The sequence below is a fragment of the Streptomyces sp. SAS_272 genome (assembly GCF_052543235.1).
On the sequence record NZ_JBMNDR010000031.1, the window covers coordinates 18758 to 43317 of the forward strand.

Genomic DNA, 24560 nt, shown 5'->3' on the forward strand with positions numbered 1-24560 from the left:
CGCCGCCTCGCCGTCGTCCTCGCCAATCAGGATGCGCCCGTCAGGCGCCGCACCCCACCGGTCCCGCAGAGGCGAGACGGGGCCGGGGAGCACCACTCCCGGCCCCGCCCGTCCGCACCTTCGGCGAACGCTCAACCTGCCCGGCGCTACCGCTTGGCGGCCTTCCGGGTCGCCCGCAGCCACTCCCTGTTCATTGCGGTGATGGACGTCAGCGGGATGCCCTTGGGGCAGGCCGTCGCGCACTCCCCGGCGAGCGTGCAGCCGCCGAACCCCTCCTCGTCCATCTGCGCCACCATGTCCAGCACCCTGGTCTCCCGCTCGGGTGCGCCCTGCGGCAGCACGTTGAGATGGTTGACCTTGGCGGACGTGAACAGCATCGCCGCCCCGTTGGGGCATGCGGCCACACACGCCCCGCAGCCGATGCACTCCGCGTGCTCGAAGGCGAAGTCGGCGTCCGGCTTGGGCACCGGCGTGGCGTGCGCCTCGGGCGCGGCGCCGGTGGGTGCGGTGACGTACCCGCCGGCCTGGATGATCCGGTCGAGGGCGCCGCGGTCGACCACCAGGTCCTTGACGACCGGGAAGGCGGCGGCCCGCCACGGCTCGACGTCGATGGTGTCGCCGTCCCGGAAGGACCGCATGTGCAGCTGGCACGCAGTGGTGCGCTCCGGTCCGTGCGCGTCGCCGTTGATGACGAGCGAGCACGCGCCGCAGATGCCCTCGCGACAGTCGTGGTCGAAGGCGACCGGGTCGTCGCCGCGCAGGATCAGCTCCTCGTTGAGGGTGTCGAGCATCTCCAGGAAGGACATGTCGGGCGAGATGCCGTCCACTTCGTACGTGGACATGGCGCCGTCGGCGTCGGCGTCGCGCTGCCGCCAGACGCGCAGGGTGAGCCTCATGCGTAGCTCCGCTGGGTGGGGTGGACGTACTCGAAGACCAGGTCTTCCCTGTGCAGGGTGGGCGCGTGGCCCGCGCCGGTGAACTCCCAGGCGGCCGCGTAGGCGAACTCGTCGTCGCGGCGGGCGGCTTCGCCGTCCGGTGTCTGGGACTCCTCGCGGAAGTGGCCGCCGCAGGACTCGGCGCGGTGCAGCGCGTCGAGGCACATCAGCTCGGCGAGTTCCAGGTAGTCGACGATCCGGTTGGCCTTCTCCAGGGACTGGTTGAACTCCTCGCCGGTTCCCGGGACCTTGATGCGCCGCCAGAACTCCTCGCGGATCTGCGGGATGCGCTCCAGGGCCTTGCGCAGTCCGGCGTCGGTGCGGGCCATGCCGCAGAACTCCCACATGAGCTCGCCGAGTTCGCGGTGGAAGGAGTCCGGGGTGCGGTCGCCGTCCACGGAGAGCAGCAGGTTCAGGCGGTCCTGTGTCTCGGCCAGCACCTCCTGGACGGCGGGGTGTTCGTCGCTCACCTCGCTCTGGCGCGGATGGCGGGCGAGGTAGTCGTTGACGGTCGCCGGGAGGACGAAGTAGCCGTCGGCGAGGCCCTGCATGAGGGCGCTCGCGCCGAGGCGGTTCGCGCCGTGGTCGGAGAAGTTGGCCTCGCCGATCGCGAACAGGCCGGGGACGGTGGTCTGCAGGTCGTAGTCGACCCACAGTCCGCCCATCGTGTAGTGCACGGCCGGGTAGATCCGCATCGGGACCTCGTAGGGATCCTCGTCGGTGATCCGCCGGTACATGTCGAAGAGGTTGCCGTACCGGGCCTCGACGGTCTTGCGGCCCATGCGCGCGATCGCGTCGGCGAAGTCCAGGTACACGCCCTGGCCGCCCGGGCCGACGCCCCGGCCCTCGTCGCAGACGTTCTTGGCGGCGCGCGAGGCGATGTCCCGCGGGACCAGGTTGCCGAAGGCGGGGTAGATGCGCTCCAGGTAGTAGTCGCGCTCGGCCTCGGGGATCCGGTTCGGCGGACGGTCGTCGCCCTCGGCCTTCGGCACCCAGATCCGGCCGTCGTTGCGCAGCGACTCGCTCATCAGCGTCAGCTTCGACTGGTGGTCGCCGGTGCGCGGGATGCAGGTGGGGTGGATCTGCGTGAAACAGGGGTTGGCGAAGTAGGCGCCACGCCGGTGCGCCCGCCAGATCGCGGTGGCGTTGGAGTTCATGGCGTTGGTCGACAGGTAGAAGACGTTCCCGTAACCGCCGCTGGCCAGGACGACGGCGTCCGCGACGTAGGCGTCGATCTTCCCGGTGATCAGGTCCCGGGCCACGATGCCCCGGGCCCGGCCGTCGACGACGATCAGGTCGAGCATCTCGGTCCGCGGGTGCATCTCCACGTTGCCGGCGGCGATCTGACGGCTGAGGGCCTGGTACGCGCCGAGGAGCAGTTGCTGGCCCGTCTGGCCGCGGGCGTAGAAGGTCCGCGAGACCTGCACGCCGCCGAACGAGCGGGTGTCGAGCAGGCCGCCGTACTCGCGGGCGAAGGGCACCCCCTGCGCGACGCACTGGTCGATGATCTCGACGGAGATCTGCGCGAGCCGGTGCACGTTGGACTCCCGGGCCCGGAAGTCGCCGCCCTTGACGGTGTCGTAGAAGAGCCGGTGCACGGAGTCGCCGTCGTTGCGGTAGTTCTTCGCCGCGTTGATGCCGCCCTGGGCGGCGATGGAGTGGGCGCGGCGCGGGGAGTCCTGGTAGCAGAACTGGACGACGTGGTAGCCCTGTTCGGCGAGCGTGGCGCCGGCGGAGCCGCCGGCGAGACCGGTGCCGACGACGATCACCGTGTGCCTGCGCCGGTTGGCGGGGTTGACCAGTTTGGCCTCGAAGCGGCGCTTGTCCCAGCGCTCGGCGACCGGGCCGGACGGCGCCTTGGCGTCGACGACCGGGTCTCCGGTCGTGTAGTGCGCGTAGGAGGAGAAGGGACTCATATTCAGCTCACCACTCCGGTCATGACGCCCACGGGCACGGCGAGGAAACCGGCCGTGAGCAGCAGTGCGAGGACGTCGGCGAAGATCTTGAGGGCACGGTCGCGGGTGCGGCTGCCGACGCCGAGGGTCTGGGCCGCGCTCCAGAAACCGTGCCGCACGTGCAGACCGACGGCGAGCATGGCGACGATGTAGACGGCGTTGCCGTACCAGGTGGAGAAGGTGTCCACGACGTTCTGGTACGGGTGGCCCTCCTGGAAGCCGCCGCTGTGCACGGTGCCGGTGGTCAGATCCAGGATGTGCCACACGATGAACAGGGCGAGGATGACGCCGCCCCAGCGCATGGTGCGGGTGGCGTAGCTCGCCCGCGGCTTCTTGTGCACGTACTTGGTGGGCCGCGCCTTCATGTCGCGGCGGCTGAGCTGGTACGCCGAGACGGCGTGGGCGACCACCGCGACGACCAGTGCCACGCGTACGAGCCAGAGGGTCCACCCGTAGTGCATGAACGGTTCGCCGACCGTGCGCAGCCAGTGGGCGTAGTGGTTGAACTCCGCCGGACCGAAGAAGATCTTGAGGTTGCCGATGACGTGGGCGACCAGGTACAGCAGCATGATCATGCCGCTGACGGCCATCACCGTCTTCTTGCCGACGGAGGAGTCCCACACCGTGCGCGCCATGGACGACCGTCGGTCGGTCCGCGTTGCCAGAGCCATGTCTGCAGACGCTACGGCCGGGCCGGCCGATCGGTCCAAGACATGGTCCGCCTGGATTCCATAGGCTTCGCCTATCGTCGGCGTACGCTGGAGGCATGCAGTTCCAGCAGCTCCAGTACTTCGTGGCGGTCGCCGAGACCCGGCACTTCACCCGCGCCGCCGAGCTCGTGCACGTGGCGCAGCCGTCGCTGTCGCAGCAGATCAAGTCCCTGGAGCGGGAGTTGGGGGCGGATCTCTTCCTGCGGGCGCGGGGGAACATCACCCTCACCGACGCGGGCGAGGCGCTGCTGCCGCTCGCCCGGCGGATTCTCGCGGACACCGAGACCGCCCGGTACGAGGTGCAGGAGCTGGTGCAGATGCGCGGCGGGCGGGTGCGGCTCGGGGCGACGCCCAGTGTCTGCACGGGCCTGCTGCCGGACGTGCTGCGCGCCTTCCACGACCGTTATCCGGGCATCCGGCTCGTGATCGAGGAGGGCGGTTCGCACGACCTCGTCCGCGAACTGGCACGCGGGGCCCTGGACCTCGCCCTGGTCGTCCTGCCCCTGCCCAGCCCGTCCCCGGCGCTGACCACGGTGGAGCTGCTGCGCGAGGATCTGGTGGTGGTGTCCTCGCCGGAGGCACGCCGGCCGGGACAGGGGCGCACCGTGCGGATCGCCGACCTGGAGGGCGAGCGCCTGGTCATGTTCCGGCACGGCTACGACCTGCGGGAACTCACGGTCGCCGCATGCCGCGCGGAGGGATTCGAACCCGACTTCGCGGTGGAGGGCGGCGAGATGGACGCGGTGCTCGGGTTCGTGCGGGCCGGCCTCGGGGTGGCGGTCGTCCCCCGTATGGTGGCCGCCCGCTCCGGCCGGGGCCTGCGGGTCACCCCGCTCGCCCGGCCGGGCCTGCACCGCACGATCGCCCTGGCCCACCGCAGCGACGTGGCCCCGCCCCGAGCGGCGCGTGAGCTGCAGCGCATGCTGCTGGAGCGGTGATCCGGGCCGACCGCGCGGCACGGCAGGCCGAGCGCCGCGCCGCGCGCCGGTGGCCGTGCTCCGTGTCGTGACGGCCCGCTCCACCCGGAGAAGTCGCGCCCGAGGTCAGCCCGTCGCGTCCACCAGGGCCAGGTCGTGGAGGCGGTCCGGGGGGCCGGGGCGGGCGTAGTACCAGCCCTGGGCCGTGTCGCAGCCGAGTATCCGCAGCTGCTCGGCCTGGGCGCCGGTCTCCACGCCCTCCACGGTGACCGCGAGGTCCAGACTGTGCGCGAGCGAGACGATCCCCTCGACGATCTTGAGGTCGACGGGGTCCGCCGGGAACTGCTGCATGCCCCGGGTGAAGGAGCGGTCCAGCTTGAGCACGCTCACCGGGAGCCGGCGCAGGTTGGCGAGGTTGGAGTAGCCCGTGCCGAAGTCGTCGAGCGCGATGTCCACGCCCATCTCGGCGAGCCGGCGCAGCGGTTTGAGCAGGGCGTCGTCGGCGCCGATCAACGCCGACTCCGTCACCTCCAGGCACAGCGCGGCGGGGTCGACGCCCGCGCGCTCCAGGATGTCGACGGTGTCCTGCACCAGGCCGGGATGGGTGAGCTGGCACGGGGACAGGTTGACGTTGATGCGCAGCGGGCCGGTGTCCTGGTGGCGGTCACGCCACTCGCCGGCCTGCCGCACCGACTCCTCCAGCACCCAGCGGCCCAGCGGCACGATCAGACCGGTGTGCTCCGCAAGCGGGATGAACCGGTCGGGGCCCAGCACCCCGTGCTGCGGATGCAGCCAGCGCACCAGCGCCTCCGCGCCGCGTACGCTGCCGTCGCCGAGGTGGACCAGCGGCTGGTATTCGATGAAGAACTCGCCGCGTTCGAGGGCCGCCGGGAGCGCCGTGGTCAGGCCGTGCCGGGTGATGGCGCGGGCGTCGGCCTCCGGGTCGGCGACCTCGAAGCGGTTGCCGCCCGCCGACTTGGCCCGGTACATGGTGATGTCGGCGCTGCGCAGCACCTCCGCCGCGCTGCGCTCCCCGGCCGGCCCTTCGACGATGCCGATGCTGCCGCGCACGGTCAGCTCCCGGCCGTCGATGCTCACGGGCGCGATCAGCGCGTTCATGATGCGCGCGGCGAGCTCGTCGACCTCATGGCGGGTGTCGGGGCCGGTGGTCAGCGCCACGAACTCGTCGCCGCCGAGGCGGGCGACCATCTCCCCGGGCGCGGTCGCGCAGGACTGCAGCCGGTCCGCGACCTCCACCAGCAGCCGGTCGCCGGCGGCATGTCCGAGGCTGTCGTTGATGGTCTTGAAACCGTCGAGGTCGAGGTAGCACAGCCCGAACCGACGGCCCTCGCCGGCCGCCAGGACCTTCTCCAGCCGTTCGAAGAACAGGGTGCGGTTGGGCAGTCCGGTGAGCGCGTCGTGGGTGGCCTCGTAGCGCAGCCGCAGGTTGAGCAGCCGGCGCTCGGTGGTGTCCTCCATCAGCGCCAGCTGGTACTGCGGGGCACCGTCCGCGTCCCGCAGCAGCGAGACCGTCAGATTGGTCCACAGGACCGTTCCGTCGGGGCGGCTGAACGCCTTCTCCGTGTGGTAGTGCTCCCGTTCACCGCGGACGAGCTCGTCGTAGAGCCGCCAGGTCTGCGGCGCGTCCTCGGGGTGGGTCAGGGACTGGACCTTGCGGCCCAGCAGCGACTGCTGCGAACCGCCGAACATGCGCAGCAACGCCCCGTTGACCTGCAGGACGTTGCCCTCCAGGTCGGCGATGCTGATCCCTATCGCGGCTCCCTCGAAGACCGCGCGGAAGCGGGCCTCGCTGGCGTGCAGCGCCTGCGCGACGACGCCCTGGGCGCGCAACGCGGCCTGGGCGATGGCCTCCTGCTCGGTCAGGGTGCGCTCGCGCAGCGCCGCCGCGTAGCCGCCCGCCATGGCGTGCTGCAGACGTGAGGCGCGGGTGCGCAGGTCCTCCTGAGGCCCGTCCTCGCCGCAGTAGAGCACCAGATAGGCGTCGACGCAGTCGAGTGTGCGGCTGAGCGCCTCGGGGTCGGTGCAGTGCACGTCGACCAGGGCGGCGCCGACCGCTTTGGCGGCGTCGGCGTCGAGGGTCCGCTCCAGCAGCGCCTCACGCAAGCGCCGCGCCAGCGGCAGGAGTCGCTCTTCGAGTTCGGGGCGGGTCAGTGACGTCGAGGTCACCGGGTACACGGCCCGGCTCCAGATCGTCACGAACCGCCGCAGTCTGTCCTCCGGCCCGTCCGGCTCCGCACTCACGCCGTACGCCCCACGCCGGCGAACCCGGAGAAGGCCCAGGGGTCCTCGTCCTCCGGCGCCGTGTCCGGCCGCCAGTACGGCATCGGCACCAGTCCCGGCTCCACCATGTCGTACCCCTCGAAGAACCGCCCGATCTCGTCACGCGAGCGCATGACCAGCGGATTGCGAATGTCCTTGTACACGTCGACGGCGCCCTCGGCCCGCTGCGACAGCTGCGGGATTCCCTCGTACGAGGCATGCGTGAGCATCAGCAGACTGCCGGGCGCGAGCGCGGCGCCGAGTTCCGCCACCGCCGCGTGCGGGTCGTCGGCGTCCTCGACGAAGTGGAGCACCGCGACCAGCAGGAGGGCCACCGGCCGCGTCAGGTCGAGCAGTTGCTCCACCTGCGGGCTGGTCAGGATCTCCTGCGGCTTGCGCAGGTCGGCGGCCACGACGTCGACGCCGTCGCAGTCGGTCAGCACCGCCTGGCTGTGCGCCACGGCCACCGGGTCGTGATCGACGTAGACCACGCGCGCCTCGGGGCTCGCCGCCCGGGCGATCTCGTGCGCGTTGCCGAACGTGGGGATCCCGGAGCCGATGTCGAGGAACTGGGTGACGCCCTCGTCGACCGCGTACCGCACGGCACGGCGCATGAACGCCCGGTTCGCCTGACTGATCTTCGGCAGTCCGGGCACGAACTCCATGGCCCTGCGGGCCGCTTCCCGGTCCACCTCGAAGTTGTGCGATCCGCCCAGGTAGTAGTCGTAGATCCGCGAGACGCTCGGCACCGAGATGTCGATGCTCCGAGGGGCCCAGGCGGGACGCTCCATCTATCTCTCCAAGGCGTAGGCGATCCGGTGTTCGAGCTGAGGCTACTGATCGCCCGCCAAACGGGCGAGGGGAAACGGAAATTGACCGTCCGTTCCCGGTCACTGCCTCCGGCACGTGCCGGACCGACGACCCCCGCGGGCTGCGAAAAGTGTCCGGGCCGCTCCAGAGGGTTCCGGAAGCGGCCCGGAGGGCGGCCGAATTCTACGCACAGGAAGAGGGGGCCCGACAAGCACAGCGGTCCGCCCCCTCCGTGCGGCGCGGAGGGGGCGGACCAACGGGTCGTGCGCGAGGGGACAGCTGCGGGAACCGGCCCTGGGGAGGCGTTCCTACTGCCCCGGCGCTCCGACCAGCTTCCCGTCGGGCGCGACGGCGTACCACGTGCCGCCCACGCCCTGACCGTTGATGTCGCCGGGAGACTTGTCACCGGAGAAGGTGTAGATCGGCGAGCAGTTGACCGTCTGCTGCTTGACGCCGTCGCCACGGGTGAAGCTCATCAGGCCCTTCTTCTGGACGCCCTTGGTGTCGTTCGCCTCGACCGGCGCCACCGCCGGCCACTTCTCCAGGCACGGGCCGTTGCAGTTCGACACCGGCTTGGGCCACGCCTTGTCCTTCAGGAACCGGTAGACGGTCATGCCGTTCTTGTCGACGACGATGTCGCCGAGGTTCGGGTCCTTGCGGACGGACAGCCCGGCCTGAGCGGCATCGCCGCCCCCGCCGCCGCCCCCGCCGCCCTTGGCCTTCTTGCCGTCGGGAGCCAGCGCGAACCACTTGTTGCCGACGCCCTGCCCGGTGGTGTCGCCGGGGTTGGCGTCCTTGGCGTAGTAGTAGGCGGGCCAGCCGCCCACGGTCAGCTGCTTGCTGCCGTCGGAGCGGGTGATCTCGCCGAGCAGCGACTTGTCGATGCCGTCGCCGGCGCTCGCGTCGTCGGCCGAAACCGGCGGCCAGGCGGTCGCGCAGTCGCCGTCGCAGTTCGACTTCGGGGGTTCCGCGGTGTCCGCGTCGAAGCGGTAGAGGGTCTTGCCGGCGCCGTCGGTGAGGATCTTGCCCAGTTCCGGGTTCGCGGTGACGGCCAGCTCGCCCGTCGAACCGCCCTGCGCTCCGGTGCCCGAACCGACGCCGCCGGGCGCGGCGCTCGCGCTGGCGCCGACCTGGCCGTAACCGCTGCCGACGCCCCCGATGCCACCGGCCGGAGCCGTGGCCCCGACGTTCTGGCTCGACGCTGACGTGCCGCTTTCCGATCCGCACGCCGTCGTCAGCGCCAGTACGGCCACGGTGCCAGCCGCGAGTGAGGCGCTCCGCCAGGTGGTCTTCATCGTCAACAACTCCCCGATCCTCCCAAAGTGTTGCGGCGCCCTGCTGCGCCACCGCACGACACTGGGTACGCACGCGGAGGTCCGTTGTGCTCAACCGCGGCACAAATTTCTTTCCACGACCTGTGACGCGGTCCGTCATGGGCCGCTCCCGACGGCCCCGGACCGGGCGCCCTCACCTGCCCGGACCGCGTCGATCGCCTCGCCGATCGCACAGACGGACGACGGCCCGCATAAGCGAACGCACCACCCGGCAAACCCGGGGAGCCGCTCTTCCCCCGTTCGGGGCAATCCCCGCCGGGCGAGAACTCCGGTCGCCGCTGGAGGCCGCATGATCTCCGTCGTGCATGGACCCGAACCGACCCGATCCGCCCTCGTCACACGAGGTCTGGCCCTGGTGACCGCGGTCTGGATCCTCGCGGCCGTCCCGGCCGGCCTGGCGACGGCCGACGCGTGCGCGTACGCCTCGACCGGCCCGGACGGCACCGACGCGGTGGCCGTCGCGGGGAGTTACGGGTGGGAGGGCTCCCCGGTGTGCCCGCAGCCCACCCCGCCGCCCGAGCCGCCGACGCCGCCGACGCCCGAACCGCCCGAACCGACGCCGCCCCCCACGCCCGCCCCGCCCCCGAAGCCGGCCCCCGAGCCGCCGCCCCCGGCGCCCCGGCCTCCGGCGCCGAAGCCGCGCCCGAAACCACCGGCGCCCGCGCCGCCGCGCCGCGCCGCGCCGCTTCCGCGGCCGGCCCCCACACCCCCGCCGGCGCCCGCGCCGGCCCGCACCCCCGAGCCGGCGCCCCCGCGTCCCTCGGCGGCTCCGGTGACCTACCCGGCGTACCACGCGACAGCGCGTCAGCGGCCCTCCCGCGGGGGCCAGTCGCCGGTCACCTACGTCCTGCTCGTCACCGTGCCCGCGCTGATCGCCGTCGCCGCGCTGCGACCGCGCTGAATGCCGATCCTGGAGGCTTTCCTTGCCGGAATGGCTTGTTCTCACCCTCGCGATGCTCGCCGCCTGCGCGGTGGTGGTCGTCATCACCCTCGTACGGCACCGCAGGGCGCCCGAGGACGAGGACCCCTCGGAGACCCCGGACGTCATCGAGTACATGACGATGTGGATCGGCGTGGTGTACGCCATCGTCCTCGGTCTGGCCATCGCCGGCGTCTGGGAGGCGCGCAGCGTCGCCCAGGACCACGTGCAGGCCGAGGCGCAGGCGCTGCACGAGATCTCCGAGCGGGTGCGCGTCTACCCGGCGGACGTTCGTGACCGTATTCGAGCGGATGTCAACGCCTATGTCGGACACGTCGTCACCACGGAGTGGAAGGAGATGGCCGAAGGCGGCGAGGTGAGCCGGCGCGGCGACGAGCTCCTCCACCAGGTCCGGGTGGACGTCACCGACCACCAGCCGGCTTCCGACTTCCAGGCGCAGGCCTACCAGCCGCTGCTCGACCAGCTGGCCGCGGCCGACCAGGCGCGCAACGCCCGCGCCGAGTCGACGGGGGCGACCATGCCCGGCGTGGTGTGGTTCGGGCTGCTGGCGGGGGCCGTCATCACCATCGGCATGGTGTTCGCGCTGCAGATCCGGCGCACCACCCGCGAACTGGTCCTGGCCGGGCTGTTCTCCGCGCTCATCGCCTTCCTGCTCTTCCTCATCTGGGACTTCGACGCGCCGTACAGCCGTGGTGTCACCGCGTCGGCGGAACCGTTCCTCCGCCTGTTCCCGGGAATCGGTGGCTGAGGCCCTCGGGGCTGACGCCCGCTCACCCCCACGTCCACCCGCCGGGGGACGGCCGCCACGCCGCCGCCGTCCCCCGGTTGCAGGAACGGCTTCCCCCGTGCGGCCCACGCCCGTGCCCCATTCGCGCGACAGCGATCGCGGGAGCGCACACACGTTCCTAGCGTTTCGGTCATCGAGGAGCATTGCCGGAGAAAGCGGAACAGGTCCGCAGCTGCTCCTCGAAGACCGGAGGATCCTCCATGCGCGCGATACGCGTCGCTTCGGCCGCTCTGCTGGGCGTCACCGCCCTGACCTGCTTCGCACCGGCCGCCGTCGCGAGCGACGGCGACGACGACCACTACGTCATGTCCAACGGCTACCGGGTGCTGCCCTCGACGGTCGCCGCGGGCGGCGATGTCGTCCTCCAGGTGGACCGCGTCACCAGCGGCTGCCGGAGCGCCGTGACGGTCACGTCGGGGGTGTTCGACACCGTCGACATCCCGAAGCGCTCCACGTCGGCGGTGGCACGGGTCGACCGGGACGCGAAGCCGGGCGCCTCGTACCGGGTGACCTTCGACTGCGGCGGCGTGAGCGCCGTCAAGGAGCTGACGATCGCCGCCGTCCGCCCGGATCCCCTGCGCCCGCAGCCGCCCCGGGGTGTGCACGCCGGCGAGGGCGGCAGCTTCGCCGGGTTCGACCTCCAGGAGATCGGGCTGGGCGCGGCGCTCGTCGCGGGCTCCGTCGGGGCCGCCTACCGCGTCGCGCGGCGGCGCACGCGTGAGGACGGCGGCTGACAACTCACAGCGCACGGGGCTTCGCCCCGGATCCCAGCAGGTCCGGGGCGAAGTCCTGGGTGACGCGCCGTCCGCTCGGCGGCGGGACGTCAGATGCGACGCTCGGCGCGGCGCCGCATCCAGAACAGCCCGCCGCCGACCACCGCCGCGGCGACGAGCCCGCCGCCGATCGCGACGTCGGTGGGGGTGGCGCCGCTGGTGCTGCTGCCGCCGAGGCCGCCGCGGACACCGCCGATGACGGTGAAGGCGGCCGGGCGGGTCAGGGTACGGCCGGAGCAGTTGACGGTGACGTCGTAGGCGCCGGGACGGGCGGTGTCGTTGACGGTGGCGGTGCCCCTGGCGGTCTGGTTGGCGCCGTTGATCGGCGTCAGCTGGGCCTGCGGGAACGCGGCCGAGGTCACGGCGCCGCCGCCCGGGCAGCCGTCGACGGTGATCGTGAGCTGGCCGCCGCGGGCGATGACGGCGGGCAGGACGACGATGTTGCTGGGGTTGGCGCCCATGCCGTCGCGGGCGACGGCTGCGGGGGCGGTGAGAGCGAGGGCGGCGGCCGCGGCGGCGGAGACCGCCGAAGCCGCCAGAGCACGAGTGGTACGCATGTGATCCTCCGCGGAAGGCGCCCCGGGTCCCGTCCCCGGCATGTCGGCGAGAAAGCACCTCCCGGACCGACCCTCGGACGCCGTGCGGGCGCCCGCATTTCGGGAATGGTCCGTCCTGGTGAGCGGACACGCCGAGCGATATGCACACAATCGGATATCGCCGCAGGTCACGGACCGTCAGAAAATATCTGCCGTCGTCAACTCGGATGGCGCACCGGACGAAGCCGGGGCCACCCGTTCGCCGTTGCCCCGTCGCCGGTTCACGTCGCGGCGCTTAGCGTTCTCGTATGCGCGAAAGGACGCGGCGACGGCCGTGTCGAAAGGGGATGGCGAATGTCTGCGTACGAGCTGTCCGAGGTGGCGGAAGAGGAGGAGCGGCGGCGGAAGCGCGCACCCTGGGGCGTGATAGCGCTTGTTCTGCTGACCGGTCTCGCGCTCATCCGGAACGGGTCGGGAGAGTTCGACATCGGCCCGCCGCAGCCGGCCTCGGCCGCTGCCGCGGACGGCCGGACCGCCGGCGACGTCTTCGGACGGACGGCGGCCGCCCTGCCCTACGCCGAGCCGGACCGGGTGCGGATCCCCGCCATCCGGGTCGACGCGCCGGTCATGGCGGTCGGCCTCGACACGGACGGCTGGGTGGGAGCGCCGCCGCCGGAGGACCCGAATCTCGCCGGCTGGTTCACCGGCGGTGTCTCGCCGGGCGAGAAGGGGACGGCGGTCGTCGTCGGTCATGTCGACAACAAACTCGGCCCCGCGGTCTTCTACGGCCTCGGCGCACTCAAAAAGGGAAACCGCGTCGAGGTGTCACGCAAGGACGGAAAGACGGCGGTGTTCGAGATCTACGGCATCGAGGTGTTCGCGAAGAACAACTTCCCCGGCGACCGCGTCTATGCCTCGAAGGGATCGCCGGAACTGCGGGTCATCACCTGCGGCGGCGGTTTCTCCAAGGCGAACGGATACGACGGCAACGTCGTCGCCTTCGCCCGCCTGGTCGAGGTCCGCTGAGCGGACCCGGCCGGGCGGGCGGACCCGCTTCAGGCGTGCTGCGAGTGCGGCAGCGTGAGGTGGTAGCCGGAGTCCAGAAGCTGCGGCAGGTATCTGCGCAGCGCCCGCACACTCTGGCTGCGGTCGCCCCCGGCGTCGTGCGAGAGCACCACGACGCCGGGGGCGGCTCCCTTCTCGACCCGGTCGACGATCGCGCCGGTGCCGGGGGTGGTCCAGTCGAGGGTGTCGACCGTCCAGGCGAGCGGTTCCATGCCCAGTTCGGCGCCGAACTGGAAGGCGGCGCGGTTCCACGCGCCGTAGGGGGCGCGGAACCAGCGGGGCCGCTCCCCGTACCCCTCCTCGATGACGTCGCTGGTGCGGGACATCTCGGAGCGGATCTGACCGCGGGTCAGTCTGGTGAGCAGCGGATGGGACCAGGTGTGGTTGCCGACGACGTGGCCCTCGTCGGCCATCCGCGCCAGCAGGTCCTGGTTGTCGACGGCCATCTCGCCGCACACGAAGAACGTCGCGCGCACGTCGTACTCGGCCAGCGTGTCGAGGATGCCGGGGGTGTAGTGGGGGTCTGGTCCGTCGTCGAAGGTCAGCACCATGGTGCGGCCGCGGCCGGTCATCCGCAGCAGGGGTTCGCGGCGCACCGGGGTGCGGGCGGGGGCGGCGCGCGGTGGGCCGTAGCCGGTCAGCGGCTGGAGACGGTAGGCGGAGGGCTTCAGCGGGAGGCTGCGCGCCTGGGCGCCCGCGGCGGGGACGGCGGCCCCGACGGGCTCGCCCTTGTCGCCCCATGCGAACACTCCGGCCGTGCCGACCGCTCCGACGGCGGCGGCGCCGGCGAGCAACGCCCGGCGCCGCGTGAACAACTGCTCCTTCTTCATGCAGTCATCAGTCGCCCGACCGGCCCCCGACCCACCCTGCCGACACCGGACCGGCGGCATGATTCCACCCGCCCGGCGCAGCACGGCGCCGGTCGATGCCAGGCACTGCGCCGGCGGCCGCTCAGCGGTGCCGCACCAGCGGGAACGGCAGGGTCTCGCGGATGGTGAGCCCGGTGAGGAACATGACCAGGCGGTCGACGCCGATGCCGAGGCCGCCGGTCGGCGGCATCGCGTACTCCAGGGCGTCGAGGAAGTCCTCGTCGAGCTCCATCGCCTCGGGGTCACCGCCGGCGGCCAGCAGAGACTGCTCGGTCAGCCGCCGACGCTGCTCGACCGGGTCGGTCAACTCCGAGTACGCCGTGCCGAGTTCGGTGCCGAAGGCGACGAGGTCCCAGCGTTCGGCGAGACGCGGGTCGAGACGGTGCTGCCGGGTGAGCGGGGAGACGTCGGTGGGGAAGTCCTTGTAGAAGGTCGGCAGCAGGGTCCTCTCCTCGACGAGCCGCTCGTACATCTCCAGGACGACGTCGCCCGTGCCGTCGTCCGCTGTGTACGGGACGCCGGCGCGGTCGCAGTGCCGCTGCAGGGCCGCCAGCTCCGTGTCGGCGTCGATCTCCTCGCCGAGCGCCTCGGAGATGGCGCCGTGGACCGTTCGCACCGGCCACTCCCCCGAGATGTCGTGCTCGCGCCCGTCCTTGTGGACGACCGGTGAGCCGAAGGCGGCCGTGGCCGCGCCCTGGATCAGCTCGCGGGCCAGACGGAGCATCTCGTCGTAGTCGGCGTACGCCTGGTAGGCCTCGAGCATCGTGAACTCGGGGTTGTGCTTGTAGGAGACGCCTTCGTTGCGGAAGGTGCGGCCCATCTCGAAGACCTTCTCCAGACCGCCGACGCACAGCCGCTTCAGATACAGCTCGGGGGCGATGCGCAGATACAGGTCGAGGTCGTAGGCGTTGATGTGGGTGGTGAAGGGCCGGGCGTTGGCGCCGCCGTGGATCTGCTGGAGCATGGGCGTCTCGACCTCGAGGTAGCCGCGCTGCAGCAGCCCCTGGCGCAGGGCCTGGACGGCGGTCGAGCGGGCGCGGACGACGTCGCGGGCGGCGGGGCCGGCCACCAGGTCGAGATGGCGCATGCGGACCTTGGCCTCGGGGTCGGTCAGGCCGCGGCGCTTGTCGGGAAGGGGGCGCAGGCATTTGGCGGTGAGCTGCCAGGCCGTCGCGAAGACGGTCGGCTCGCCCTTGTCGCTGACGCCTGCCGTCCCGGTGACGCAGAGGTGGTCGCCGAGGTCGGTGTCGGCCCGGAAGTCTCCGAGGGAGCCTGCGCGTTCCGCCGGACCCCCGGAGCGGCCGGCGGCCGCGGAACCGGGGGCGTCGCCGGAGCCGAGGGCGTCGCGGGTGAGGGCGAGCTGGTGGTCGCCCGACCAGTCGCGCAGGGTCACGAAGACGATGCCGCCGAAGTCGCGTACGCGCATGATCCGGCCGGCGACGGTGACCGTCTCTCCGTCGCCGGCGAGGGCGCGGACCTCGGCGAGCGTGTGAGTGCGCGCCGGGACGCCGACGGGGTAGGGGTCGGCGCCCCGGGCACGCAGCCGGTCGAGGGTGCGGCGCCGGACGCGGACCTGGTCGGGCAGGCCCGCGTCCGGACCGCTCCGTCCGGCCTCGTCCCCTCCGTCGAGGCCGAGCGCCGCCAGTGACGGCAGGCCTTCGGTGGTGGCGGGGCGGGGCCCGCCCTTCGGGCGCCGCTTGCCCCAGAGTTTGCGCAGGGAGGGCACGGACACGAAGCCCTCGGCGATGCCGGAGGCCAGGCCCACCCGCGCCAGGGAGCCGGCGTCGCCGTAGCACAGGAAGCGGGGGTACCACTCGGGCCGGTACTTGGCGTTGGAGCGGTAGAGCGCCTCCAGCTGCCACCACTTGGAGAAGAACAGCAGCAGTCGGCGCCACAGCCGCAGGACCGGTCCGGCGCCGATGCGGGCGCCCTCCTCGAAAGCCGAGCGGAAGACGGCGAAGTTCAGCGAGATCCGGCGCACGCCGAGCTTGGGGGCGGCCGTCGCCGTCCAGGGCCTCGACGAGGAGGCAGTCGGCGTCGGCGGGGTCGCCGAGGCGGTCCAGGGCCATCGAGAAGCCGCGTTCGGTCTCGGTGTCGCGCCAGGCGTCGGCACGGTCGACCACGTCCTCCGTCTCCCGGTCGGTGAGGGCCGAGTGGCGGCGTACGCGGCAGGTGGCGCCGGTGCGGCGGACCCGGTTGACGGCCTGCCGGGTCACCCGCATCTCGCGGCCGCCGAGGTCGAAGGAGGCGACGTGCAGGATGGCCTCGTCGCCCAGTTGCAGCGCTCCGAGCCCGGCGCGCGCGAAGGCCTTGGCGCCGTCCTCCGACGCGCCCATGACCGCGGGGGCCCAGGCGTGCCGGCGGGCCGCGTCCAGCCAGGCGGCGATGGCGTGCGGCCAGGCCTCGCGGTCGCCGACGGGGTCGCCGCTGGCCAGGCAGACGCCGGCCTCGACCCGGTAGGTGACGGCGGCCTTGCCGCTGGGCGAGAAGACGACGGCCTTGTCACGCCGGGTGGCGAAGTAGCCGAGCGAGTCCTGTGCGCCGTACGCCTTCAGCAGGGCCCGGATACGGGTCTCCTCGTCGTCGTGCAGGGCCGCTTCCATGCGCTGTGAACGGAACAGCACGGCGGCGGCGTTGAGCAGGGCGAGGGCCCCGAAGAGCCCGAGCAGGAAGAACAGGGCGCGGGGCGGGCGGCCGTCGAAGGAGCCGGCGGAGACCAGGCCCCCCAGGACCCGGTTGGCGGCCCAGCCGAGGCGCTGGCCGGCGGGGAGGGTGCCGGGGAACGCCTCGACGAGGCCCCAGCCGGCGAGGATCGCGAGGCCGAGCCCCACGAACAGCACGGCGAGCGCCCGCCGGAGGGCCGCCCGGCGGGAGGCGGCGTAGAACTCGCGGCGGGCGAGGACGAGCAGGGCCAGCGCGAGCGCGCAGACCACCAGGGACGGGACCGACTGCGCGTACAGGCCGACGGCCACGCCGAGGACGTCGGTGAGGACGAGGAGCCCCAGGTAGACGACGACCAGCCACCACGCGACCTTCTTGCGGGCGGCGGTGGCGGCGGCCAGCAGGAAGAGGAAGACGGCGTAGGCCAGGTTGGCGCTGACCGGGACGATGAGCAGGTCGAGGAAGCGGACGACGGGACGCAGCAGGCGGCGCAGCGGCGGGATCAGCGCCAGCAGGACGCACAGCAGGCCGAGGGCGCCGAAGAAGGCCGCGAACGTCTCGGGGACCCGGGTGAGGACGCGGGCCGCCGGCCGCGGGGCCGGGCGCGTGGTGCGGTCGGCCGCGGTGCGCTCCACGGTGGCACTCATGTTCCGACTGTAGGAACACCTGGGCCGGGTCGCCCGTCGGGCAGCCCGGCACCGGCGGGACCTGGGGCTTCCGATAGCCTCGGGCCGTGACGGAACAGCACTCGCAGCAGCCCGCGCACCAGTTCGAGCGAGGTACCGACGGTCCCAAGGTCGTCCTCGTCGGCGTGGACGGATCGGACTCCTCGCTGCGCGCGGCGGCCTACGCCGGCGGGCTGGCCCGCCGCCAGCACGCGCTGCTCGCCGTGGTGTACGTGCAGCCGGTGATGACGGCGGGCGCCGCGCTGGGCGTGCCGGTCGCGGAGACGACCGACGCCGTCGCCGAGGACCTGGTCGCCCAGATCCGCGAGGCCACCGAGCGGACGCGGGGGATATTCGACGTGCGCTGGGAGTTCCACACCTTCCGCGGCGATCCCTACGGCGGCCTGGCGAGGGCGGCGGACGAGCTGAAGGCGGACGCGGTGGTGGTGGGCGCCTCCGAGCAGGCCGGGCACCGGATCGTGGGTTCGGTCGCGGTGCGGCTGGTGAAGGCGGGCCGGTGGCCGGTGACGGTCGTGCCGTAGCCCGCCGTCCCGGTCCGGCCGGGTTCACCGGTCTTCCGGCCGCTGACCCGGGGCTCCGGGCGGATGACCGGGCTCCGGGCGGATGACCGGGGGCCGGCCGTGACCCGGGTGTGGGACCACGCCGCAGCACTCCTCGCTACTCCCCCATCACCAGCCCGTCCTCGGCCGCGCCCCTGCTGAGGACGACGTCCCTGATCCGGTCGCGCACTCCCTGGACGCCGGCGCCCTGGGCGAGGGCCTTGTTCAGGTCGACGACCCGTCCCGCGTCGACGTCGAACATCTGCGGCACGAACTCGGCCTTGCGCACCTCCCAGCGGCCTCCGGCCCGGGCGGGCGGGGCGAAGGTGAAGCGGGCGACGGTGGACTCGTTGCCGCGCGCGTCCTGGGCCCCCTGGTGGTTGAACATCTCACCGGCGATCTGGTCGCCCATGCCGTAGACGACCCATGTGCCGTTGACCTTCTCGTAGGCCTGGGGAACGTGGGCGTGGGTCCCGAGGATCAGGTCGATGTCGGGGCGGCCGTCGGTGCGGGAGGCGGTGAGCGTGCGGGCGAGGGTGAGCTGGCGGTCGTCCGGGGCGTCCTGCCACTCGGTGCCCCAGTGCACGGAGACGACCACCACGTCCGCGCCCGCCTTCCGGGCCACCTTGGCGTCGGCGATGATGCGGCTCTCGTCGATCAGGTCGACGGTCCAGGGCTGCCCGGGCGGGAGGGGGTAGCCGTTGGTGTCGTAGGTGTAGGCGAGGTGGGCGACGCGGGCCGGGCCCGCGCGCAGCAGGGTGACCGAGTTGCCCTCGGCCTCGGTGCGCGCGGTGCCCGCGTGCCGCACGCCGGCGGCGTCGAGCGCGTCCAGGGTGCGCTGCACGCCGGCGGCTCCGTCGTCGAGGCTGTGGTTGGAGGCGGTGGAGCAGCCGTCGTAGCCGGTGGCGGCGAGGGCGGCGGCGATCTCGGGCGGGGACTTGAAGGCGGGGTAGCCGGTGTAGTCGCCGTTCGCGCCGTACACCGTCTCCATGTGGCACAGGGCGACGTCGGCACGGGAGACGACGGGTGCGATCCCCGCGAGCATGGGGCGGAAGTCGTAGGCGACGCCGCCGCCGTCGAAGCGGGCGCGGTCGATGACGGTGGTGTGCGGAAGGATGTCGCCCGAGGCGACGAGGGTGAAGCCGCGGGCGCCGGCGGGCGCCGGGCGTCCGGGCCGTTCTCCCGGCCGGTGGTCCTGGCTCTGGCAGGCGGCGGCCGCGGTGAGGACGACCGTCAGGGCCAGGGCCACCTGATGTCTGCGCGCGATCACCGGATCACCCCAGTTCATCCGAATTGTCATATTTATGCATGTCTCACTACTAGTCGATGCGAGACGGCCGACCGACGCGGCACTCCCTTCGTCCACGGGCGATGCCCGCGATCGGCGTAGCCGGGACCGTTCGTCGAACCGTTCGCCGACGCGATCGACCGTCCGCCGCAGACCCCTGTGCGCGCCCTGTCTCGAACCCGCCCCTTGCGATGCCATACGCCCATGACCGCCACCGCCGCCCTCAACGCCCGGACGACGACCGCCGAACACGAGCTCGCCGCGCTCCAGCGCGAGCACGGCCGGCCGCTCTTCGCGCTGCTGCTGCGGCTGTGCGACGGCGACCGCCAGCGCGCCGAGGATCTGGTCCAGGAGACTCTGGTCCGCGCCTGGCAGCACCCCGAGGCGCTGCGCGCCGACGCCTTCGACTCCGTGCGGCCCTGGCTGCTCACCGTCGGCCGGCGGCTCGCGATCGACGCCCGGCGGGCCCGCCAGGCCCGTCCCGCCGAGGTCGGCGACGCGGTGCTGGAGAACGCGCCGGTCTGCGCCGACCACGCCGAGCGGGCGGCCGCGACCCTCGATGTGCGCGAGGCTGTGAAGACTCTCACTCCGCAGCACCGTGAAGTCCTGGTGCTGGTGTATTTCCGAGGGGCGAGTGTGGCGGAGGCCGCCGAAACGCTCGGCATCCCGCCCGGTACCGTGAAGTCCCGCGCGTACTACGCGCTGCGCGCCCTGCGCCGGGTGCTTCCGGGATACGCGGCCGACCTGCACTGAAACCCACGGTCGGGTCAAGCCTTCGCAAAGCGCCTTGCCGAGGACCCCCGTTGGGTAATCGGGTGTCCTTATCCGTGTTCCGGACGGGTCCGGGAAGCGGGTCTCCAGCGTCCCGGCGACGGGCGAAGCGCACGCACCGGAGGAAGGCAGGAAGGGATGCTGCACAGAGGGCACCAGAGCACGGACGGCACCGGCGGCGGCGAACTGACCGTCCCCATGGCCTGGTTGTACGCCGAGTACATCGCCGACGAACTGCTGCGGACCGGTGAGCTCATGCCGCCGACGTCCTTCGAGTTCCGCGCCGGGCGTGACGCCCTGGCACTGACGATCTTCCTGTCCGACACCGACGGCGAGCTGCCCGGGATCCGGGTCGTGACCCAACTGGAGACCTGGCTTTCGCTCACGGCGTACGACCAGCCGTGGCAGGAGTGGGTCGGCGCACGTATGTCACAACTGACGGACGAGGCGTCCGCGTCGGAGGGGCCCGATCCCGATCTGGAACTCGCCGCCGCGGCCTGGCGCTGGCTGGAGGAGACGGAGCTGCTCGCTCCCGACCTCAACGCGGTGCCGGGCGGCTCCGTCGGCGCCGGCGAGGACGACGGGCCAAAGGTCTGGACGCCCGCCTGGCAGCTCGGGTTGCCACTCGGCCACCTGGCGATTCATCTTTTCTAGACTCGCACCAATCCGCGGGCCGGACCGCTCCGAACATCTGGGTCACGATTCGGTACGCGGCTTGAGTGATTCGTCTGCCAGGTGCGTACCGGTGGGAGCAAGGAGTAACCCCACTGGCACTCAACGGCACGAGGTTTCGGCATGAGGTCCCTGGAAAGGCATCGCGACGTCGGCGCGTACGCGCTCGGCGTGCTGGACGAAGCAGAGGCTTTCCGCTTCGAGGACCACCTCATGGAGTGTCCTCAGTGTGCGGCACAGGTCACCGAGTTCGGCCCCACCGCACGGCAGATGATGCTGTACCGGCGTGCCACCCCGCGCGCCGTGCACCCCTTCGCCGGGCCCGGTCCGCAGCTGCTGGACCGGCTGCTCGCCGAGGTGGCGACCCGGCACCGTGCGGTGCGCCGGCGCGTGCTGTACGCCGTGGCCGCCTCCGTGGTGGTGGCCCTCGCCGGCCCCGTGATCGCGATGATGGCGGGCGGCGGCAGCGGTGGCGACGACGGCGCGAACGCCGTGCGGGTCACCGCGACGGACGAGAAGTCCGGGGTGTGGGCCCAGGTCACCACCGAGGACGAGGAATGGGGCAGCCATGTGCGGCTGGAGGTCAAGGACGGCGCGGGCCCGCGTTCCTGCCGTCTGATCGCCGTCGGTCGCGACGGCTCCGAGCAGACCGTCACCAGCTGGAACGTCCCCCTGCACGACGCCCGCCCCAACACCATGCAGGGCGCGGCGGCCTGGCACCCCGACGAGATCGCCCGCTACGAGCTGCGCACGGCCGGCGGCGAACACCTGGTGACGCTCCCCGTGCAGTGACCGGCCGGAGTGAGTTCAGGTCACTCCGGCGCCGTCTCACCAGCACATGAGAGCCGCTCCCGCCGCCGCCCCGGGCGGAGTGCAGACGGACCCGGTCCACCTACCGGCGCCCCTTGCCGCGCCGGATGCCGATGCGGTGCCGGCGGGAAGCGCGCACCGCGGCGAGCAGCCCCGCCCCTGCCGCGCCGCGCAGGCGCGCAACGACCGCCGGAGTCCTCCGAACGGCCCGCCTCGGCCGGCTACTTGAGCAGCCGGGACATTCTCCGGTCCGCCAGTGGCCGGCCGCCCGTCTGGCAGGTGGGGCAGTACTGGAGCGCGGAGTCGCTGAAGGAGACCTCCCGGACGGTGTCGCCGCACACCGGACACGGTTCGCCGGCACGGCCGTGGACGCGCAGACCGCTCTTCTTCTCGGCCTTCAGCCGCCCCGCCGCCAGGCCCCGCGAGCGTTCGACGGCCTCCGTCAGTGTCGTGCGCAGGGCCTCGTGGAGGGCGTGGATCTCCTCCGGCGTCAGGGAGGCCGCCAGCTTGAAGGGGGACATTCTCGCGGCGTGCAGGATCTCGTCGCTGTACGCGTTGCCGACGCCGGCGATCAGGCTCTGGTCGCGCAGGGCGCCCTTGAGCTGACGGCGTTCTCCCGCGAGCAGGGCGGCGAAGCGGGCCTCGTCGAAGTCGGCGGCGAGCGGGTCGGGGCCCAGCCGGGCGACGCCGGGCACCTCCTGCGGATCTCGGACGACGTACACGGCGAGGCGCTTCTGGGTGCCGGCCTCGGTGAGGTCGAAGCCCGCACCCGTCTCCAGGGCGACCCGCAGGGCGAGGGGGCCCTTGCCGGGGCGGGGCGGGCCGTCGGGGAGGCGGTCCTTCCAGTGCAGCCAGCCCGCGCGGGCGAGGTGGGTGACGAGGTGCAGGCCGTCCGCGGTCGTCAGGTCGAGGAACTTGCCGTGCCGGTGCACGGCGGTGACCTCCTGCCCGTCCAGGGCGGTGACGGGCGGGTCGTACGTCTTCAGCACGCTGATCGCGACGGGCAGCACGCGCACGATCTCGTGGCCGACCAGATGCTCGGCCAGGAAGTCCTTGAGGGCTTCCACCTCGGGAAGTTCCGGCATACGTCCAGAGTGCCACGCGGGCTCAGTGGTGCTCGTGCACGACGAACTCGCACCACACGCACTTGCCGCCGCCCCGGGCCTCCACTCCCCAGCCGTCGGTGAGCAGGTCCACCAGGAGCAGGCCGCGGCCGGAGACGCCCGACTCGCCGGCGTCGCGGCGGCGCGGCAGCGCGCTGGAGGAGTCCTCGACCTCCACGCGGAGCCGGCGGTCGCCGCCGGTCAGCGCGCGCAGAGTGACGATCGCCGCGCCCTCGGTGTGCATGAGGGCGTTGGTGACCAGCTCGTCGGCGACCAGCTCGATCTCGTCGGAGCGGTCCCGGGCCCCCCAGGAGCGGACGGCGGCGCGGATCATGTGCCGGGCCTCGGTGAGGGCCTCCGGATCGCCGGGAGCCACATGCTGCTGGAGGCGGTTGCCGGACTGCGGGTTGTCCGGGCCGCGCCGGCGCAGCAGCAGCAGGGCCACGTCGTCGTCCCCGCCGCGCTCCTCGGCGATCTCGATGAGCCGGTCGGCGAGTTCGCGGACGTCCTCGGGGCCCGCGGCGATGAAGGCGGCAAGGGTCTGCATGCCGTCGTCGAGGTCGGCGCCGGGCTGCTCCACCAGGCCGTCGGTGCACATCAGCAGGGTGTGCCCGGGATCGAGCTCGACCGTGCCGACCGGGTACCCGAGACTGCCGAACTCGGCGGACAGGCCGAGCGGCAGCCCCCCTGGCACCGGAACGCGCCGGCAGTTCCCGTCCGGGCCGCGCAGCAGGGGCTCGATGTGCCCGGCGCGGACCAGCTGGACGACCCCGGTGGACAGGTCCGCCTCCGCGTACAGGCAGGTCGCGAAGCGGTCGGTGTCGAGCTCGTGCAGGAAGACGGAGGCCCGGGCCATCACGGCCGCCGGGGTGTGCCCCTCGGCCGCGTAGGCCCTCAGCACGATGCGCAGCTGCCCCATGACGGCGGCCGCGTGCGTGTCGTGGCCCTGGACGTCGCCGATGACCGCGCCGACCCGGCCGCCGGGCAGCGGGATCACGTCGTACCAGTCGCCGCCGATGTCCCGGCCGTTCGCGCCGCCTATGGTGGCGGCGCGATAGCGGACGGCCACCTCGGCGCCGCGCACACTGGGAATGGTGCGCGGGAGCATGGCCTGCTGGAGGCCCTGGGCGATGTCCTTCTCCTGCTCGTAGAACATGGCCCGCTGCAGGCTCTGCGCGATGCTGGAGCCGAGGGCGACGAGGATGTTGCGCTCCTCGGGGGTGAAGCCGTGACGGTCGCTGTAGAGCAGCCCCATCGCGCCGATCGGACGGGCCTGCACGATGAGCGGCAGATAGGCCGCCGAGGTGATCCTCAGGTCGGTGAGGTGCGGCCACAGCACGGGGTAGCCGCCGGCGAACTCCTCGGGCGACTCGATGAAACGGGGGGTGAGGGTCCGCACCACCTCGCTCATCGGATACGGCTCGTCGATCCGGGTGACCAGCGTGCCGGGCACGAAGCTGCCCTCCGGTCCCTCGGCGATCAGCCGGATCCGGCCGGCCTCGACCAGGCCCATGACGAGGCTGGTCGCCCCCAGGTGGGTGAGGCCGTGGGTGTCCTTGAGGACGTCGATGACGTCCTGGACGGTGCGGGCGTGCGCGAGGGCCGCGGTGGTGAGCTGGACGACGTTGGTCTGCTCGCGGCGCGCGTCGTCGAGTGCGGCCGCCTCGTGGCGGTCGGCGAGATCGTGCAGCTCGTCGGTGGCGTCCCGGACGATGCCGACGATCCGGCGCGGCCGGCCGGTGCCGTCGCGCCGGATGTAGCCCTGGGTGTGGGTCCAGCGCAGGGCGCCGTCGCGCAGTCGCAGGCGGAAGTAGGCGCCGTAGTTCTCGCTGCCGTCCTTGATGGCCTGGGAGACCAGCTCGTCCAGGCGGATGCCCTCGTTGGGCGGAACCCGCAGGGCGAGCGACGCCGGGTTGCCGTCGTACTCGTCCGGCCGCAGATCGAAGATCTCGTGGGCCCGGGCGTCCATCTGGAGCACACCGGAGTCCAGGTCCCAGTCGAAGCCGCCCATGCGATTGAGCGCCAGGATCGGGTCCGGGTGGGCGGGCCAGTCGTCCGGGAGTGAAAGGGCTCTCGCTCCCCGATCAGCCATGGGCCCACCTTGCCAGGATTTGCCCGA

At 72.5% G+C, this 24560-nt stretch carries 20 protein-coding genes and 1 pseudogene; 9 read left to right on the forward strand and 12 right to left on the reverse strand.

Features of this window, described 5'->3' with window-relative positions:
* Nucleotides 1-146: 146 nt before the first annotated feature.
* The 3 genes from ACN6LD_RS19035 to ACN6LD_RS19045 are packed head-to-tail and all read right to left on the reverse strand — an operon-like array spanning nucleotide 147 to nucleotide 3525.
* Entirely contained in the window at nucleotides 147-896 is a 750-nt protein-coding gene (locus ACN6LD_RS19035; RefSeq protein WP_319193818.1) for a succinate dehydrogenase/fumarate reductase iron-sulfur subunit, read from the reverse strand.
* Nucleotides 893-2851, reverse strand: coding sequence for a fumarate reductase/succinate dehydrogenase flavoprotein subunit (locus ACN6LD_RS19040; RefSeq protein WP_445043807.1), 1959 nt, complete (start codon nucleotides 2849-2851; stop codon nucleotides 893-895). Before ACN6LD_RS19040 ends, ACN6LD_RS19035 begins: the two co-directional genes overlap by 4 nt.
* A 2-nt stretch (nucleotides 2852-2853) precedes the next feature.
* Entirely contained in the window at nucleotides 2854-3525 is a 672-nt protein-coding gene (locus ACN6LD_RS19045) for a succinate dehydrogenase (RefSeq protein ID WP_319193828.1), read from the reverse strand.
* A 131-nt stretch (nucleotides 3526-3656) separates the two neighbouring features.
* On the opposite strand from ACN6LD_RS19045, the gene ACN6LD_RS19050 reads away from it, so the two are divergent.
* Nucleotides 3657-4538, forward strand: a complete 882-nt coding sequence (locus ACN6LD_RS19050) for a LysR family transcriptional regulator (RefSeq protein WP_319193822.1) — start codon at nucleotides 3657-3659, stop codon at nucleotides 4536-4538.
* Nucleotides 4539-4643: 105 nt separating this feature from the next.
* Here the strand turns inward: ACN6LD_RS19050 and ACN6LD_RS19055 are convergent, their stop codons facing one another.
* The 3 genes from ACN6LD_RS19055 to ACN6LD_RS19065 all read right to left on the reverse strand — a co-directional run bounded on the left by ACN6LD_RS19055 (nucleotide 4644) and on the right by ACN6LD_RS19065 (nucleotide 8902).
* The gene (locus ACN6LD_RS19055; protein WP_319193824.1) at nucleotides 4644-6779 is read right to left on the reverse strand and encodes a putative bifunctional diguanylate cyclase/phosphodiesterase; all 2136 of its coding nucleotides are present in this window, start codon (nucleotides 6777-6779) and stop codon (nucleotides 4644-4646) included.
* Nucleotides 6776-7588 (reverse strand): SAM-dependent methyltransferase, encoded by an 813-nt coding sequence (locus ACN6LD_RS19060; protein ID WP_319193826.1) that lies wholly within the window; start codon nucleotides 7586-7588, stop codon nucleotides 6776-6778. Before ACN6LD_RS19060 ends, ACN6LD_RS19055 begins: the two co-directional genes overlap by 4 nt.
* A gap of 327 nt (nucleotides 7589-7915) precedes the next feature.
* Nucleotides 7916-8902: an SCO0930 family lipoprotein gene (locus ACN6LD_RS19065; RefSeq protein WP_445043808.1), complete on the reverse strand. Its 987-nt coding sequence runs from the start codon at nucleotides 8900-8902 to the stop codon at nucleotides 7916-7918.
* 340 nt (nucleotides 8903-9242) lie between these two features.
* On the opposite strand from ACN6LD_RS19065, the gene ACN6LD_RS19070 reads away from it, so the two are divergent.
* The 3 genes from ACN6LD_RS19070 (at nucleotide 9243) to ACN6LD_RS19080 (ending at nucleotide 11402) form a co-directional block, all read left to right on the forward strand.
* Entirely contained in the window at nucleotides 9243-9842 is a 600-nt protein-coding gene (locus ACN6LD_RS19070) for a hypothetical protein (protein ID WP_445043809.1), read from the forward strand.
* A 22-nt stretch (nucleotides 9843-9864) separates the two neighbouring features.
* The gene (locus ACN6LD_RS19075; RefSeq protein ID WP_319198039.1) at nucleotides 9865-10629 is read left to right on the forward strand and encodes a bestrophin-like domain; all 765 of its coding nucleotides are present in this window, start codon (nucleotides 9865-9867) and stop codon (nucleotides 10627-10629) included.
* A gap of 239 nt (nucleotides 10630-10868) precedes the next feature.
* Nucleotides 10869-11402, forward strand: coding sequence for a hypothetical protein (locus tag ACN6LD_RS19080; RefSeq protein ID WP_445043810.1), 534 nt, complete (start codon nucleotides 10869-10871; stop codon nucleotides 11400-11402).
* Between the two features lie 89 nt (nucleotides 11403-11491).
* Here the strand turns inward: ACN6LD_RS19080 and ACN6LD_RS19085 are convergent, their stop codons facing one another.
* Complete coding sequence (locus ACN6LD_RS19085; protein ID WP_319198042.1) at nucleotides 11492-11998, reverse strand: hypothetical protein; 507 nt, start codon at nucleotides 11996-11998, stop codon at nucleotides 11492-11494.
* A gap of 333 nt (nucleotides 11999-12331) precedes the next feature.
* On the opposite strand from ACN6LD_RS19085, the gene ACN6LD_RS19090 reads away from it, so the two are divergent.
* A complete protein-coding gene (locus ACN6LD_RS19090; protein ID WP_319198044.1) occupies nucleotides 12332-13003 on the forward strand; it encodes a class F sortase in 672 nt (223 codons plus the stop codon).
* 29 nt (nucleotides 13004-13032) lie between these two features.
* Here the strand turns inward: ACN6LD_RS19090 and ACN6LD_RS19095 are convergent, their stop codons facing one another.
* Nucleotides 13033-13872: a polysaccharide deacetylase family protein gene (locus ACN6LD_RS19095; protein ID WP_445043811.1), complete on the reverse strand. Its 840-nt coding sequence runs from the start codon at nucleotides 13870-13872 to the stop codon at nucleotides 13033-13035.
* A gap of 121 nt (nucleotides 13873-13993) precedes the next feature.
* Nucleotides 13994-17219 (reverse strand): annotated as a pseudogene (gene lysX / locus ACN6LD_RS19100) (bifunctional lysylphosphatidylglycerol synthetase/lysine--tRNA ligase LysX).
* An 86-nt stretch (nucleotides 17220-17305) separates the two neighbouring features.
* Here lysX and ACN6LD_RS19105 point away from each other — a divergent pair.
* Nucleotides 17306-17779: a universal stress protein gene (locus tag ACN6LD_RS19105; protein ID WP_319197798.1), complete on the forward strand. Its 474-nt coding sequence runs from the start codon at nucleotides 17306-17308 to the stop codon at nucleotides 17777-17779.
* 136 nt (nucleotides 17780-17915) lie between these two features.
* Here the strand turns inward: ACN6LD_RS19105 and ACN6LD_RS19110 are convergent, their stop codons facing one another.
* Nucleotides 17916-19067 carry a CapA family protein gene (locus tag ACN6LD_RS19110; protein WP_445043837.1) on the reverse strand — a complete coding sequence of 384 codons (1152 nt, stop codon included), beginning with the start codon at nucleotides 19065-19067 and terminating at the stop codon, nucleotides 17916-17918.
* A 222-nt stretch (nucleotides 19068-19289) separates the two neighbouring features.
* Here ACN6LD_RS19110 and ACN6LD_RS19115 point away from each other — a divergent pair, with 222 nt between their 5' ends.
* The 3 genes from ACN6LD_RS19115 to ACN6LD_RS19125 all read left to right on the forward strand — a co-directional run bounded on the left by ACN6LD_RS19115 (nucleotide 19290) and on the right by ACN6LD_RS19125 (nucleotide 21320).
* Nucleotides 19290-19838 carry a sigma-70 family RNA polymerase sigma factor gene (locus tag ACN6LD_RS19115; RefSeq protein WP_319196025.1) on the forward strand — a complete coding sequence of 183 codons (549 nt, stop codon included), beginning with the start codon at nucleotides 19290-19292 and terminating at the stop codon, nucleotides 19836-19838.
* 156 nt (nucleotides 19839-19994) lie between these two features.
* The gene (locus ACN6LD_RS19120) at nucleotides 19995-20510 is read left to right on the forward strand and encodes a hypothetical protein (protein WP_319196024.1); all 516 of its coding nucleotides are present in this window, start codon (nucleotides 19995-19997) and stop codon (nucleotides 20508-20510) included.
* Between the two features lie 141 nt (nucleotides 20511-20651).
* A complete protein-coding gene (locus tag ACN6LD_RS19125; RefSeq protein WP_319196022.1) occupies nucleotides 20652-21320 on the forward strand; it encodes a zf-HC2 domain-containing protein in 669 nt (222 codons plus the stop codon).
* A gap of 239 nt (nucleotides 21321-21559) precedes the next feature.
* Here the strand turns inward: ACN6LD_RS19125 and ACN6LD_RS19130 are convergent, their stop codons facing one another.
* Nucleotides 21560-22423 (reverse strand): Fpg/Nei family DNA glycosylase, encoded by an 864-nt coding sequence (locus ACN6LD_RS19130; protein ID WP_319196021.1) that lies wholly within the window; start codon nucleotides 22421-22423, stop codon nucleotides 21560-21562.
* A 22-nt stretch (nucleotides 22424-22445) separates the two neighbouring features.
* Nucleotides 22446-24533, reverse strand: a complete 2088-nt coding sequence (locus ACN6LD_RS19135; RefSeq protein WP_445043812.1) for a SpoIIE family protein phosphatase — start codon at nucleotides 24531-24533, stop codon at nucleotides 22446-22448.
* Nucleotides 24534-24560 lie beyond the last annotated feature (27 nt).

Coding starts and splice junctions, on each gene's coding strand:
- ACN6LD_RS19115 (WP_319196025.1), top strand. CDS start 19,290: ATGACCGCCACCGCCGCCCTCAACGCCCGGACGACGACCGCCGAACAC.
- ACN6LD_RS19090 (WP_319198044.1), top strand. CDS start 12,332: ATGTCTGCGTACGAGCTGTCCGAGGTGGCGGAAGAGGAGGAGCGGCGG.
- ACN6LD_RS19085 (WP_319198042.1), bottom strand. CDS start 11,998: ATGCGTACCACTCGTGCTCTGGCGGCTTCGGCGGTCTCCGCCGCCGCG.
- ACN6LD_RS19095 (WP_445043811.1), bottom strand. CDS start 13,872: ATGAAGAAGGAGCAGTTGTTCACGCGGCGCCGGGCGTTGCTCGCCGGC.
- ACN6LD_RS19050 (WP_319193822.1), top strand. CDS start 3,657: ATGCAGTTCCAGCAGCTCCAGTACTTCGTGGCGGTCGCCGAGACCCGG.
- ACN6LD_RS19130 (WP_319196021.1), bottom strand. CDS start 22,423: ATGCCGGAACTTCCCGAGGTGGAAGCCCTCAAGGACTTCCTGGCCGAG.
- ACN6LD_RS19135 (WP_445043812.1), bottom strand. CDS start 24,533: ATGGCTGATCGGGGAGCGAGAGCCCTTTCACTCCCGGACGACTGGCCC.
- ACN6LD_RS19060 (WP_319193826.1), bottom strand. CDS start 7,588: ATGGAGCGTCCCGCCTGGGCCCCTCGGAGCATCGACATCTCGGTGCCG.
- ACN6LD_RS19120 (WP_319196024.1), top strand. CDS start 19,995: ATGCTGCACAGAGGGCACCAGAGCACGGACGGCACCGGCGGCGGCGAA.
- ACN6LD_RS19045 (WP_319193828.1), bottom strand. CDS start 3,525: ATGGCGCGCACGGTGTGGGACTCCTCCGTCGGCAAGAAGACGGTGATG.
- ACN6LD_RS19035 (WP_319193818.1), bottom strand. CDS start 896: ATGAGGCTCACCCTGCGCGTCTGGCGGCAGCGCGACGCCGACGCCGAC.
- ACN6LD_RS19040 (WP_445043807.1), bottom strand. CDS start 2,851: ATGAGTCCCTTCTCCTCCTACGCGCACTACACGACCGGAGACCCGGTC.
- ACN6LD_RS19065 (WP_445043808.1), bottom strand. CDS start 8,902: ATGAAGACCACCTGGCGGAGCGCCTCACTCGCGGCTGGCACCGTGGCC.
- ACN6LD_RS19125 (WP_319196022.1), top strand. CDS start 20,652: ATGAGGTCCCTGGAAAGGCATCGCGACGTCGGCGCGTACGCGCTCGGC.
- ACN6LD_RS19080 (WP_445043810.1), top strand. CDS start 10,869: ATGCGCGCGATACGCGTCGCTTCGGCCGCTCTGCTGGGCGTCACCGCC.